Origin of the sequence: Nostoc sp. 'Lobaria pulmonaria (5183) cyanobiont' (genome assembly GCF_002949795.1) — a bacterium.
Taxonomy (GTDB): Bacteria; Cyanobacteriota; Cyanobacteriia; order Cyanobacteriales; family Nostocaceae; genus Nostoc.
The window spans coordinates 6,775,078-6,788,300 of the sequence record NZ_CP026692.1 but is presented as its reverse complement, the minus strand read 5'-3'; the positions used below and the strand labels follow the sequence as shown (position 1 = coordinate 6,788,300).

The following is a 13,223-nucleotide window of genomic DNA, read 5'->3' as shown; positions in this document are numbered from 1 at the left end:
CATTGGTCATTGGTCATTGGTGGTTAATTATTAGTTTTCTCCCCCTGCCTCATCTGGCTCCTCTACTCCTTCACTCCTCCTTAACCTGTGGCAAGATTGAAATCAGATCGCATCGCACTTAACTAGGCAAACGAGATGCTAGGAAACACACTTGTAGGAAGATACCAAATTATTAGTAACTTGGGAGGTGGGGGTTTTGGTGAAACTTTTGTGGCTTGTGATACCCAATTACCCGGTTCACCTCTATGTGTCGTTAAGAAACTCAAACCCCAGGCAAGCGATCCAGTAACTTTGGAAACAGCTAGGCGTTTATTTGATACAGAAGCGCAAGTTCTGTATAGATTAGGAACTCACGATCGCATTCCTCAACTTTTAGCTTACTTTGAGGAAAATGCCGAATTCTATCTTGTACAGGAACTGATCGAAGGTCACGATCTGAGTCAAGAATTAACATCAGGTAAAATCCTCAGTCAAGAAGAAGTTATTTCACTTTTACAAGAACTTTTGGCAATCTTAGAATTCGTCCATCAACAGAATGTAATTCATCGTGATGTCAATCCCCACAATATTCTTAGACGCCAACCAGATGGCAAATTAATTTTAATTGATTTTGGTGCAGTGAAACAAATTGCTACTCAAGTTATTACTCCCCAAGGTCAAACTTTAGCAACAGTAGCTATTGGTACGCCTGGATATATTCCTGGCGAACAAGCTCATGGTACGCCAAAATTAAGCAGTGATATCTATGCTGTGGGAATAATTGCTATTCAAGCTTTGACTGGATTATCACCAGAAGAAATAGTAAAAGATGCTGATACTAATGAAATTATCTGGCATGATAAAGCTACAGTAACACCAGAATTTGCTCAATTCTTAGATAAAATGGTGTGCTACGACTTTCGGCAACGCTATCCTTCGGCAACTGTGGCATTACAAGCGCTGAAAGAGTTAAGACAACCACCTGTTCAGACAATAGCGTTAACTCCTCCTCCACCAAAAAATATCAACAAACCTCAACCTAAAAAAGGTATATTAGGTAAAATTTTACTAACAATATTTTTCTTGACTATTGGCACAGTAGCATCAATATTTATTTGGAGTTACATTAATTCAAATAATGCCATAGAATTATCTAAACAAGGAAATACGTTTTTTGATTTGCAACGTTATCAAGACGCGCTAGAAGTATATGAAAAAGCCGTTAATCTTAGACCAGATTATGCTCAAGCTTGGAATGGTCAAGGCAAAACGCTAAATAAATTAAGAAAATACAAAGAAGCATTAGTGGCCTATGACAAAGCAATTCAAATTCAGCCGGATTATTTAGATGCTTGGATTGGACGTGGCACTGTATTGGGAAATTTACAGCGATATCAAGAAGCGATCGCCTCTTTTGACAAAGCCTTAGAATTAAAGAATGACAACTCAGAAGTCTGGAATGCTAAGGGTGAAGCCTTCAGTAATTTAAACCAATATGACCAGGCAATTAAATCTTATGAAAAGGCGATTGAACTCAAACCAGATAATTATGAAGCTTGGTATAAAAAAGGATTAGCTTTGCAGAATTCTAAACGATATGAAGAAGCGATCGCAGCCTATCAAAAAGTCGTTGATTTAAAACCAGACTACGAGCAAGCCTGGTATAATTTGGGAAACGTACTAGTCAATTTAAAACGCTATCAAGATGCATTTACAGCTTATGATCAATCGGTGCAATATCAGCCAGATTATTACCAAGCTTGGTTATCTAGAGGTAATATACTGCTGAATTTACGGCGTTATCCAGATGCGATTGAATCTTTTAATCAAGTAATTAAATACAGTCCCAGAAACTATCAAGCCTGGTATAATTTGGGATGGTCGCTGCATCAAAACCAACGCTATGAAGAAGCAATAAAAGTTTATAATAAAGCGGCAACGATTAAGCAAAATGACTATCAACTCTGGTATAATTTAGGTAATTCGCAATACATATTGCAAAAATATGAAGATGCGATCGCGTCTTATAATAAGGCAGTTCGTTATAAACCAGACCATTCTGAAAGCTGGTTTAGCAGAGGCAATGCTCTATTAAATTTGAAACGGTATCAGGATGCGATCGCTTCTTACGATCGAGCAATAAAATACAAGTCTAATTACCAACAAGCAATAGACGGTCGCAATCAAGCCCAAATTCAACTGCAAGGCGAAAAACCAAAGCCTGTAATTGTACCAACTCTTCCATTTCCTAATTCCACCAATCCACCGCAGACGACACCCTAAGCAACCTATCAAATTGACGGGTTAGGATTGAGAAGCTGTTACGCATTTAAGTTGTATATTTACTCGTGTACCCCTCTGGGGAAGCAAGCTACGTGCAGCGTCTCCTTCAGAAGAGGGTTGTCATTAGTCATACCTTGCGGGAAGGCAAAGTGCCTATGTCATTAGTTATTTGTATTTCAAAGGACAAATGACCAATGACAAAGGACAATCTTAAAGGCTTAGTGAATGAAACAGCCTTGCTCCTCATTCAATAGGGATTTGAATCAATCCGTCCCCTTTTAACACTCCTGAGATAGTACCCAGAAGTTGGTCTGTTTCTCAAGTTGAAGGTGTCGCCACTGCGAACTTTCCAAATTTTGTAATTGGAAAAGGTCAAAGGCTTTCGGGGTTCGCATACTTCCGGCAGATGATTGCCAAGTACAAAGTATACCGCACCCCTACCCATAACTTTCACCAAACCGTTTTTATCCACAAGAACCGATGTACTTTCACTAACCGCTATACCTAAAACACTGCTAGATACACCGTCCTTAATTTGACGAGCAATGAAAGTCATAATTCGACCCATTCGTTCTCGTCTATCGAAGTGCGTATCTACGATAGTTCCCTTCAAATTACTCCAATTGAAAAAGTTGTAAGTAAAAGTAATGTCTCGGTAGGGATCTTCGAGTGCGTCTCTAGTTTCAATGCCTTTTTCGGAAGAAGCGCAAGCATCATAGACACAATCACTTTGGATCATTGCACCCGCACTAGTGCCACCAACACCACCTCCCTTAAGGTAAACTGACTTAACAGCAGCCTCAAGCTTGGTATCTTTCCAGTTGCGGATGTATTGACATTGATCCCCGCCAGCAAAGAAAACTACATCAGCATTTCGGATTTTTTCATAAATCTCAGCTTTGTTTGCTTCTTGTCTATCCCTAACCAGAAGAGTTTCCACAAAATTTACGCCCTTCATGGCATAAATTAGCCGATTGTAATCGTGATTACCATTAGTGCGGAGAACTACAACATTAACTTTAATGCTGGAGTTACTACCTCCTCTAACTTGGTTAATCATCCACTGGATAGCATCATCGACATCGGGGCCTCCCCCACCCAAACTCAGGACCGGGCCCGCTAAGGAGGAACGGACATCAAAGGAGGGAGTGGAGGGGCGAACATCAACAGTGTCACCCAGGAAGAAGCGTTTCCAGCTTTCAATAAAACGGGTTATTAGGAAGGTTCCCATCTTCAACAACTTGATTCCTGTACTTTTCAAGCGCCTTGCTTTGCTTGGGAATGCCTTTGTCATACTAAACTTCTGGAGCAAACTGCAATTATTGCTAGGCTGTTACGCATTTTAATTACTTATTTATTCGTGAAGTTTGTCCTTTGTCATTAGTCATTTATCAGTTGTTGTGAATAATCAATGACAAATGACAGTCTTGACGAAAAATGTGCAATTTAGATGCGCACTAGCTTAACTGTGGCACTAGATAGGGTAGAATTTCCAGCGTACAGGGCTTGTACTGTTTGTTAACGCAAAATAACGCAGAGTAATCATTAATTCTCTGCGCTACTGTGCGAAAATCTCTACATTGCTTGTAGCGTTTAATTCTGGCCAGATGAAATTTAAAATAGATTAGGTATTGGTTATTACTGTCCAGATACTTCCGTAGTTGCTGGGAATAGTTACCCAATATTCTAAATAATTGGGAACGCCGATTAAATTGTTTTCACCATTGATTTCTTCTTGATAATTGCCTTGTTTCAATCCCCTAGTTTTAACTATGAGTTATACTCAGCACTCAGTACTCAGCACTCAGTACTCAGCACTACTGAAGTTCTGCTAGTGGTAAGGCCATGTTGTTAGCAAATCCCCATTTGCCTTGGTCAGACTTATGTTTATGGTATGAAGCGCAAATGACTGCTCCAGGGTTTGATGCCTATGGAGCCGCACTTGTGGGCATTCCCATGTTAGCGATCGCCTTCAATAATAATTTAGGCTGGACTCATCCCTCTTCTAAAAAACCTGATTATTTAGGCTTAAACTCTGTATACTTGCCTCCTAAACCTTCTACAATCGTGCGTGTATTGGCAATCAACATTCCTTGGTAAGTCTCACCCTCTGTCCCCTTTTCTCCCAAACCATCAGCAAACAATTCTCGGTCTGAAACCTTAACTTTTGCCTCTTTTGCCACCGCCTGTATGAGTTTAGGGTTAATCGTCGTCTCTGCAAAAATTGTCGGTACACCCTCCTTTTTTATATCCTTTGATAATTCACCTACCCGCGCAGGAGTCGGTGCTTCTTCCGTACTAATACCACCTAGCGCCCCTTCAATAGGAATTCCATAAGCTTTGGAATAGTAACCGAAAGCATCATGGGTGGTAACTAATTTGCGTTGCTTGGGTGGAATTGTGGCTACTTCTGATTTAATCCAGGTATCTATCTGACTGATTTCACTAGTTAGTTTTTGCGTGTTGCTAGTATAAGTCGCAGCATTATTTGGGGCTAATTTCCCTAACTCTTGAGAAATCGTCATGCGGGTGCTGTTGCCCAACTATCCTAAAATTATTGATAATGATTTTTTTGCGGCAATTCGGTAAGCAAAGCTATACGTCAGGTTTATTACCTATACTTGTAACTCAAATCCAGGTAATATATCTTCTCCAGAAATAATCGCTGGCATTTGAATAACTTCTACAGCTTTCAAAAGTTGGTAAATTTCCACTTGCTGATCTTGAGGATTAATTAGCCAACCCAAACTCAAACCATTTTCTATATATTCCTTCATTTTCGCTTGGATAGGTGCAAGCCGGTCTGTCTCGGAACGCAGTTCAATTGCAAAATCGGGTACAAGTGGCGGAAATTTTTTTCGCTGTTCTAGTGTTAAAGCTTCCCACCGTTCCAACTTTACCCAAGCCGCATCAGGGGAACGTTTTGCACCATTTGGAAGTATAAAGATAGTTGAAGAACTAAAAACTTTCCCTAACTTAGCTTGACGATTCCAGATTTCTAAATCAGTAATCAGTCCAGCTTCTTGATTTCCGCTTTCTCCTCCTACTGGTGGCATAATAATTAATTCTCCGGCTGCATTCATTTCCAGGCTTAAATCGCTATTGGCAATACACAATTGATAAAATTGCTCATCGGTCAAATGAGCAATCGGTTCTAGATTAAGCACAACAGTATTCATTGAATCTTTCCTCGTGCCTTTGTTGCTAAGATTCCGTTATACCAATTCTGTATGAAGATGCATATAACAAGACCCCTCTGTAGTTCCCTCGAAGTTCCCCTGATGCCTTGGGAAATGTAGTCGGGGGGGGTAAATATATACAGCTTCACAAAGAAATAGTATTACCTTTATTTAAAAGTTTAGCAGGAGGAAATTAACGTGAGTTCTCATTGCCAACATCAAAGTTATTTTCCTCTGATTTTTGCTGAGAATACTGCGGCAGATAAGGATTTATGATGAACTACCAAACTCATATCTGGCATTTCCTGCCGACAATCGACACAAAACCAGTAAATTTTACCACTACGAATGTGTCGCAGTAGTGTTCCATTACAGCAAGGACATTCACTCATATTTAAATTAATTATCGATGTTGTTGAATTTAAGAATGAAATATTCTTTGTACCTACCTTTCACTTAAGAAAACTGTCTCTAAATCCCGATAGCCACTGACAATACGTACAACTTCTACACCGCCATCAATAGGGCTATATCCTAACCAAAAGGAGTTGGAACAAAGTTAAAATAATTCGTAATTGATAATACTAGCCTGTAGCGAGTATTACGAATGACGAATGACAAATGACAAATGACAAATTAGTTAATTCGCCGCTGTTTGGGCTTCTTGATAAATTATTTCTTGAAACTGGATCATATCTTTTTGTGGATCGGCGTGGCTAACTTTCACCACTATCTGTTCGCCCAAGTTCACAGAACGTTTGAAAGCCATTGGCAACTGCAAGCCCAAATCTTCTAACAAAATTAGGGCTAAATTACTGTCTTCTCGCAGCCACATCAACACTGTTACATCCCAAGTTTCCTCTGGATGACGGCGTAAATACTCTAGTGCATAATATCTATTAGTTTGTCGTTCCACCATCGTCACCTCTTGGGTGATGCTGGTGACAGTCATCATCACTTCTTTAAGTTGATCTGCGGAAAATGGCAGAACTTCACCCCGCAAATGGGCTTTCAGTTGGAAATGGGTGAGTAAGTCACTGTAGCGGCGGATGGGAGAGGTTGCTTGGGTGTAGGTATCCAAGCCCAAACCAGCATGACGCAAAGGCGTAATACTCATTTCACTTTTGGGCATACAACGACGCATGGCGCAAGCGCGAACGAATCCGGCTGGAAGTAGCAGCAATTCCTCATCTGGAGGTAATTCTGGTTGCGGTTGACCGCGAAAGGGCAAAGGTATGTTATGAGTTTTACCATAACGAGCCGCAACTTCACCGGCAACAATCATCATTTCTGCTACCAGTTGCCGCGATGGGGAATCGTCCAAAATATCAATGTGGATCTCCTCACCTTTAACTTTGATCGTCGCTTCCGGCATGGTGATGCTAATTGCCCCTTGAGCGTAACGCCAAGCTTTTCGCCGCTGTGCCCAAGTTGCGATCGCCGCAATTTCTGGTTCTGCTTGTACCCGTAATTGCAGCATTTCATCTACATCTTCGTAGGTGAGGCGATAAGTCGGCTTAATCAAGCTGGTGTGAATGCTGTAATCTTCTACTGCCCCAGTTGTACCTAAAATAATCCCGAAACTGAGGGCGCAACAAACCTTTCCCTGGATCAGACTCATTGGCCCAGTTGCCAACACCTCTGGAAACATGGGAATCATTCCCGTCGGTAAATAGACTGTGCTACCGCGCTTTCTGGCTTCCAAATCTAATTCATCTTCCGGTACTAACCATCTAGTAGGATCGGCGATATGCACCCACAAGCGTTCCCGTCCATCGGGCAGTACTTCCCAACTTAGACCATCGTCGATCTCTGTGGTAGTTTCATCATCAATGGTGTAAACCTTCAGGTGAGTCAGATCAAGGCGGTTTGTGTCTGAGTCAATCGGCGGGAAATCCAAACGCTGTTGCGCCACTTCTAATACCTTATGAGGAAATTGAATTGGAATTGAAGAACGACGCAGGAACAAGTTTTCATAAGGACTCCAGCAACCCAAATCCACCAATAGTTGAAAGGCTCCTTGGGGTGTTGTGGGTCGTCCCAGCATGGTCATAGTTTCTAATACCGCAGCGCTGGGCGGATAAGCACGAGCCAAGGAGTCATAATTAACCCCCGTCCGCACGGTGTCAGCTATTAGCGCTGCATATTTTTCTAGTCCTTCTAAGCGCTGGCGATCGTGGCGCTGCCACTCTACTGCTTCACCTTTGAGCGCCTGCTCTACACGAGCTAAAAATTCCTGCTGTCCTTTAGCTTTTAGTGCCTCTACTTCCAGTTGGTGCTGGCGTTCTGCCACTTGAGCAGCAGTTCTCGGCTCGTAAGCGTCTCCTTTTTGCTTGAAATAAAGTTTGTCGTCTGATAACAAGCAATAGGCGGCATAACAAGGAGGTGCGGCTGATTCTGAAAATAGCAGATTCGCCATTTGGTCTGGAGTAACTATTTCCCCATCTTCAACCAGTAATTCCCAAGCCACTTCTAAGCTAGATGGGTCTAAATAAGGCTTGATCTGCTCCAAAAAGCTAGCAATCTCAGAAGGCTTGTAAGTCTGTCCGGTAACTGTATAAGTTATTTGTCTAGGCGCGAGGCTGTGGGATTGACCGCGTTCGTCTACCACAAACCAGCGGGTTTTTCCGTCTGGACGTTCTACGATGCCCAGACGGCGATCGCCTTGAACCCTAAATTCAACTAGCGTCCCCTTCTCCACAACTCTCGCACTCTAATTTGGTGAACAGTTTAAATAGTTTTAAGTTAAAAGCTAGGAGTTAGGAGTTTTGATTTTTAACTCCTGTACAGACGCGATTAATCGCGTCTCTACTCATAACTCATCACTCTTTTTAGCCTTCCGCATTGATAAATGGCAACAAAGCCACAATCCGCGAACGTTTAATTGCTAATGTCAACTCTCGCTGTTGCTGAGACGTAAGCCCGGTAATCCGACGTGGCAGTATCTTTCCCCGCTCGGTGACAAACTTACGCAATAAATCAACATCTTTATAATCGATTGGTTCTCCTGGCTTGATCGGAGAAAGGCGACGGCGGAAATAACTCATCTTTTTTACTTAATTTCCTTGTGAACAGTATGTTTGTTGCAGTGGGTGCAGAACTTTTTCAGTTCTAGCCTGTTAGTGGTGTTACGGCGATTCTTGGTACTGGTATAACGTGTAACACCAGCAGAACGCTTATCTGGATTTGTCCGGCACTCAGTACACTCTAGTGTGATAATAATGCGGGCACCTTTACTCTTAGCCATAATCTTACAAACAGTGAAGCCTGAAGAGAATTAACACAAATGACTATCTTCTCACATTCCGCCGCATATTTTCAACTAATCTTTTAATTTTTATATCGAGCGAGTAGCCACGACGCGACGAAACGATGAAAGTTCCACAATAGCGATCGTGTAAAGCCTGCCGCATCTGGGTATCAGAGAAAGCAGTCCCACAATCAATTGCTAGGGGAATTACTAGCAGTATAGCAGTGGGATTGGCTGTAATATTGCTCAGGGCAATTGACACTAATAAAGCACCCAAGCCGATAATCGCTTCTCGCTTCACTAGTGAGAGCAAATCTGGAATTCTGCCCACTACTTCTCCATCTTCAACTGACAACACCTTTAAATCGAACGCCCAACGCCCTAAACTTTGCCCTTGATTGTTGTATACCACCAGCACCCGCAAAACCAGCCAAAGTATTACGAAAACTAAGATTTCAACAAATTGAATCCCGATATTGCTGCCTCCCAGTAGGGAACTGACTAACCAGACACCAAGGAAATCAAGTCCTAATGCCATACCTCGTCGCCCAATCTCAGCCTTGGGATAGTGTTTTTGGGGAACTCGTTCGATTGTCATACAAAATAGGTATTTTTATTTAGGGGTTGGGAAATAGCGATCGCTCCTGTTTTTAATATTAAGATGATGACTCGGTTAGTTGCTGCGCCATAAAAGAACAAAAACCAGTCAACCAAAATTTGTGCAACTAACAACTGCATAATTCAAAAATCGGATTAAGCTTCTATGGCATTTTTGATACTTTTCTGGTACTTAATAAGCATCTCACAAAGTAACCGTTACACCTCATGGATGCAACACACAGTAGGGTTGTACATCTGTATTGTATTGTTGTAGAAACTTAATTTTAATTAATTTCAAGGTTGCATTGATGACACATCTATTTACTAGAACAGCTATTAGTCTGGTGACGACTACTGCTTTAGCGTTAGCGATCGCCATAACCACCAACAACCTAGCTCATGCTGCTGAGTTCAAATTTAACTGGAAAGGAGACACTGGTTATTCAGCTAAAGGTTCATTTAACTACGATACAACAACTGCTCCCAGCGTCATTTCTGAAACAGGCTCGAAACCTACGAAGAACTTGCAATCTCTCTCAATTTCCTTTTTTGATCCCTTGAGTAATCTCATCAATAGTTTCACTCCAGTAGTTAGTGGGATATCTAACTACGACTATTTTAGATTCAACTTTGATAGCACTACCCAGAAAATTTTTGGCCCCTTTGATGTTGGCAAGGATAATAAGTCTCTTGGCGACACATGGCTTAATAATAATCTTGCACTCATGGATGAAGGTTTTAGCAATCAGGTTCTAGCTAAAAAATTTCATTTGAACAAGAGAGATGCAGCAGGCACAGAGCAGATATTAGATTTAAGCAACAATTCGGTTCAGGTATCCAAAGTCCCCGAAGGAAGCATAATTATCGGTTTACTAGCAGTGTGTAGTTTGGGATTTACTGCTTATAGAAATCTAGACAAAGCTACTCAAGAATAAAAGAAAAGTTGGAGGCGATCGCTATGTTATCAGTCAGCGATGCAGAAGCAATTATTTTAAATTTGGTGCAGCCGTTGGATCGTCAACGGGATACAGAAGTTGTAGATTTATTGACAGCAGATAGTCGCATTTTGGCAACGCCTATCACCAGTCAGCTAGATTTTCCTCATTGGGATAATTCGGCAATGGATGGCTACGCAGTTCGCTATGAAGATGTACAGCACTCTAGCACCGAACAACCAGCCATTTTAGAAATTGTTGAAGAGATTCCAGCTGGGTATCAGCCCAAGTCTACGATTCAACCAGGGCAAGCCGCACGAATTTTCACGGGTGCGGTGATTCCAGCAGGTGCGGATACTATAGTCATGCAAGAGAAGACACGCCGCGAGGAAAACCGCGTATTTATTCTAGCTGCACCAAAACCGCAAGAATTTGTCAGACACCAAGCATCTTTTTATCAAGCTGGAACACAACTACTACCAGCAGGAATTAAGTTAAATGCCTCAGAAATTGGCGTATTGGCAGCAGCACAGTGTCCGCAATTAAGTGTTTATCGCCGTCCACGTGTGGCAATTTTTTCTACTGGTGATGAGTTGATGACAATCGATCGACCGTTGCAACCAGGGCAAATTGTGGATTCTAATCAGTATGCGCTGGCAGCTTTGGTAAAGCAAAGTGGCGCAGAACCGTTAATTTTAGGAATTGTTAAGGACGATCAAGTTGCTCTGGAGAAAGTTATTGCCCACGCCATTGCGATCGCTGATATAGTTCTCTCTTCTGGTGGTGTCTCAGTGGGAGATTATGACTATGTTGACAAAATTCTAGAATCACTAAAAGCAAAAATCCACATTCGGGCTGTGGAAATCAGTCCAGGAAAACCCCTCACTGTCGCCACTTTCCCCAGTACAGACGCGATTAATCGCGTCTCTCCCCACTCAGCACTATACTTTGGTTTACCAGGGAACCCTGCTGCTGTATTGGTGACATTTTGGCGGTTTGTGCTACCAGCAATCAAGAAACTTTCGGGAATTACTGAAGGTTGGGAACCAGTATTTTTGAAAGTGCGATCGCATGATGAATTGCGAGCAAACGGCAAGCGTGAAACTTACCTTTGGGGTAAATTGCATTTAATTGATGGTGTTTATGAGTTTCACAAAGCTGGTGGTAGTCATAGTTCCGGCAATTTAATTAATTTAGCTCAAACCAATGCCTTAGCTGTTCTCCCAGTGGGTAAAACATTAATTTCTCCACAAGAAGAAGTGCAAGTTTTGCAGCTTAATAATGGGTAATGGGGATAAAATAATTCGTAATTCGTAATTAAAAACAGTTGTATAAAGGGATTTAGACCCTATGTCAAACAAAACCACCTATAGATGAGCGCGTAGCGTCTTTGCAAGAGAGGAGGAATTCAACCGCCATTGCTTGGCTTTAAGATATGTAGGGGGAGCATGAGATGAAAAAAAGGCTTAACCCAAGCATCTTGAATTAAACCCGATAATTACGAATTACGAATTACGAATTAGTTAAAATATCTGCTCAAAAGCCTCAATCAAGTTGTTAACTTCCTCAAGGGTGTTGTAATGCACCATACTTACCCGGACTATTCCACCTTGGGACGCTAACCCTAAGTATTCAATGAGCCGTTTAGCATAAAAGTCCCCATAGCGAATTCCAATATAATGTTGGTCAACTTTTACCGGAATAGTTGAGCTATTTATTCCATCAACGACAAAAGATATAGTTGGTACACGGGTTTGACGGTCAGCCTTTGATTGACCAATAACTCGCACATTCGGCTTACTGTTGAGGTAATTTAGGAGGCGATCGCTAATATGTTCTTCATGTATGCTAATTAAATCAAATGCTTGTACCATTTGATTTCTCAAATCAGGTGCAGTTTCATCCCCGTAGTGGAATTGTGCTAATTCACTTAAATAATCACATAAACCTAACATTCCATAACTTAATTCAAAATTCACATTCCCTAACTGAAATTTATAAGGTATGTCTGTCTGGTCAATAAAATAATGGTTAAGACCAGGCAATCTTAATAAATGTTCTTCTTTACCATAAAGTAAGGCATGATGCGGCCCATAGACTTTATAAAAACTCAAAGTATAGAAATCAACATCTAAATCTTGGACATCAACTAATCTGTGAGGTGCATAAGCTACACCATCTACACAAATCATGGCGTTGCGATTGTGTACAAATGCAGCAATTTCTTTGATTGGATTAATGCTTCCCAGAACATTAGAAGCATGAGTCAAGGCTACCAGTTTTGTGCGCTGACTCATCAATGGTTCTAAATCTGCTAAATGAAGTTCCAAAGTCTCTGGACGAACTTGCCACACTTTTACCTTCATTCCTTGTTTTTCAAGAGCTAACCAAGCACCAATATTGGCCTCATGGTCACAATTAGTAACAATAACCTCATCACCAGGTGTAAAGGTTTGACCCAGACACATTGAGAGAACTTTCAACATCATTGTAGTAGATGGCCCCATAACCACTTCTTTAGAAGAATTGGCATTAATGAAAGTAGCCATTCCCTTAGTTGCTAGAGCCAATCGTTCTCCAGCAAGTTGAGAAATTGCATAAGACGCTCCTAACTGAACATCAGAACTTAGGAGAAATTCGCTAATTCTATCTACTACTTTTTTCAAGGTTTGTGATCCACCAGCGTTATCAAAAAAAGTCCATTCACCAGCTAGAGCCGGAAAATATTGACGAACTTTATCAAGATTCAAGATCATAGTATAAGTAAGTTTTCTAGAGAATGTTCTTTACCCTAGCCTACCTTCTGACAAGTCGCCCAGAGAACATTTACATTCTCTTTTGATGTTTGCAGCTTGTTGTGCCAGCCTTCTTACTCTAGACATCTGGTGAAAAAGAATGTAGAAAGATGTAGCAGTACTATGTCTCTACAAGGGTTCTAGATAATGCATATTATTTAATTTCTGAAGATGTCTTCTGCAAGAACCTATCTAAAGAGGG

13 protein-coding genes and 1 pseudogene are annotated in these 13,223 nt (G+C 41.3%); 4 read left to right on the top strand and 10 right to left on the bottom strand.

Annotation, left to right across the window (positions count from 1 at the left end):
- Positions 1-135: 135 nt before the first annotated feature.
- Positions 136-2,262, top strand: coding sequence for a serine/threonine-protein kinase (locus NLP_RS30050; protein WP_104909511.1), 2,127 nt, complete (start codon positions 136-138; stop codon positions 2,260-2,262).
- 247 nt (positions 2,263-2,509) lie between these two features.
- On the opposite strand, the gene NLP_RS30045 is transcribed toward NLP_RS30050, so the two are convergent.
- A complete protein-coding gene (locus NLP_RS30045) occupies positions 2,510-3,556 on the bottom strand; it encodes a cyanophycinase (protein ID WP_199784723.1) in 1,047 nt (348 codons plus the stop codon).
- 330 nt (positions 3,557-3,886) lie between these two features.
- Positions 3,887-4,018 carry a hypothetical protein gene (locus NLP_RS35700; RefSeq protein WP_267894898.1) on the bottom strand — a complete coding sequence of 44 codons (132 nt, stop codon included), beginning with the start codon at positions 4,016-4,018 and terminating at the stop codon, positions 3,887-3,889.
- Positions 4,019-4,089: 71 nt separating this feature from the next.
- On the opposite strand from NLP_RS35700, the pseudogene NLP_RS36285 reads away from it, so the two are divergent.
- Positions 4,090-4,260 (top strand): annotated as a pseudogene (locus NLP_RS36285) (penicillin acylase family protein); the annotation flags it as partial.
- Positions 4,261-4,280: 20 nt separating this feature from the next.
- Here NLP_RS36285 and NLP_RS30035 read toward each other — a convergent pair.
- The 7 genes from NLP_RS30035 to NLP_RS33805 form a co-directional block, all read right to left on the bottom strand.
- Positions 4,281-4,787, bottom strand: a complete 507-nt coding sequence (locus NLP_RS30035) for a metal ABC transporter solute-binding protein, Zn/Mn family (RefSeq protein WP_104909510.1) — start codon at positions 4,785-4,787, stop codon at positions 4,281-4,283.
- Between the two features lie 90 nt (positions 4,788-4,877).
- Positions 4,878-5,441, bottom strand: a complete 564-nt coding sequence (locus tag NLP_RS30030) for a Uma2 family endonuclease (protein ID WP_104909509.1) — start codon at positions 5,439-5,441, stop codon at positions 4,878-4,880.
- Between the two features lie 640 nt (positions 5,442-6,081).
- Positions 6,082-8,142 carry a ribonuclease catalytic domain-containing protein gene (locus NLP_RS30025; protein WP_104909508.1) on the bottom strand — a complete coding sequence of 687 codons (2,061 nt, stop codon included), beginning with the start codon at positions 8,140-8,142 and terminating at the stop codon, positions 6,082-6,084.
- A gap of 130 nt (positions 8,143-8,272) precedes the next feature.
- Positions 8,273-8,488 carry a 30S ribosomal protein S18 gene (gene rpsR / locus NLP_RS30020; protein ID WP_012411240.1) on the bottom strand — a complete coding sequence of 72 codons (216 nt, stop codon included), beginning with the start codon at positions 8,486-8,488 and terminating at the stop codon, positions 8,273-8,275.
- Positions 8,489-8,493: 5 nt separating this feature from the next.
- A complete protein-coding gene (gene rpmG, locus NLP_RS30015; RefSeq protein WP_099100649.1) occupies positions 8,494-8,688 on the bottom strand; it encodes a 50S ribosomal protein L33 in 195 nt (64 codons plus the stop codon).
- 43 nt (positions 8,689-8,731) lie between these two features.
- A complete protein-coding gene (locus tag NLP_RS30010) occupies positions 8,732-9,289 on the bottom strand; it encodes an RDD family protein (protein WP_104909507.1) in 558 nt (185 codons plus the stop codon).
- Positions 9,286-9,429 carry a hypothetical protein gene (locus tag NLP_RS33805; protein ID WP_158680592.1) on the bottom strand — a complete coding sequence of 48 codons (144 nt, stop codon included), beginning with the start codon at positions 9,427-9,429 and terminating at the stop codon, positions 9,286-9,288. Before NLP_RS33805 ends, NLP_RS30010 begins: the two co-directional genes overlap by 4 nt.
- A gap of 170 nt (positions 9,430-9,599) precedes the next feature.
- Between NLP_RS33805 and NLP_RS30005 the strand changes: the two genes are divergently transcribed.
- Together NLP_RS30005 and NLP_RS30000 are read left to right on the top strand one after the other, a co-directional pair.
- Positions 9,600-10,226 carry a PEP-CTERM sorting domain-containing protein gene (locus NLP_RS30005; protein ID WP_104909506.1) on the top strand — a complete coding sequence of 209 codons (627 nt, stop codon included), beginning with the start codon at positions 9,600-9,602 and terminating at the stop codon, positions 10,224-10,226.
- A 23-nt stretch (positions 10,227-10,249) separates the two neighbouring features.
- Entirely contained in the window at positions 10,250-11,515 is a 1,266-nt protein-coding gene (locus NLP_RS30000; RefSeq protein WP_104909505.1) for a molybdopterin molybdotransferase MoeA, read from the top strand.
- Positions 11,516-11,749: 234 nt separating this feature from the next.
- Here the strand turns inward: NLP_RS30000 and NLP_RS29995 are convergent, their stop codons facing one another.
- The gene (locus NLP_RS29995; protein WP_104909504.1) at positions 11,750-12,982 is read right to left on the bottom strand and encodes a cysteine desulfurase-like protein; all 1,233 of its coding nucleotides are present in this window, start codon (positions 12,980-12,982) and stop codon (positions 11,750-11,752) included.
- Between the last annotated feature and the right edge of the window lie 241 nt (positions 12,983-13,223).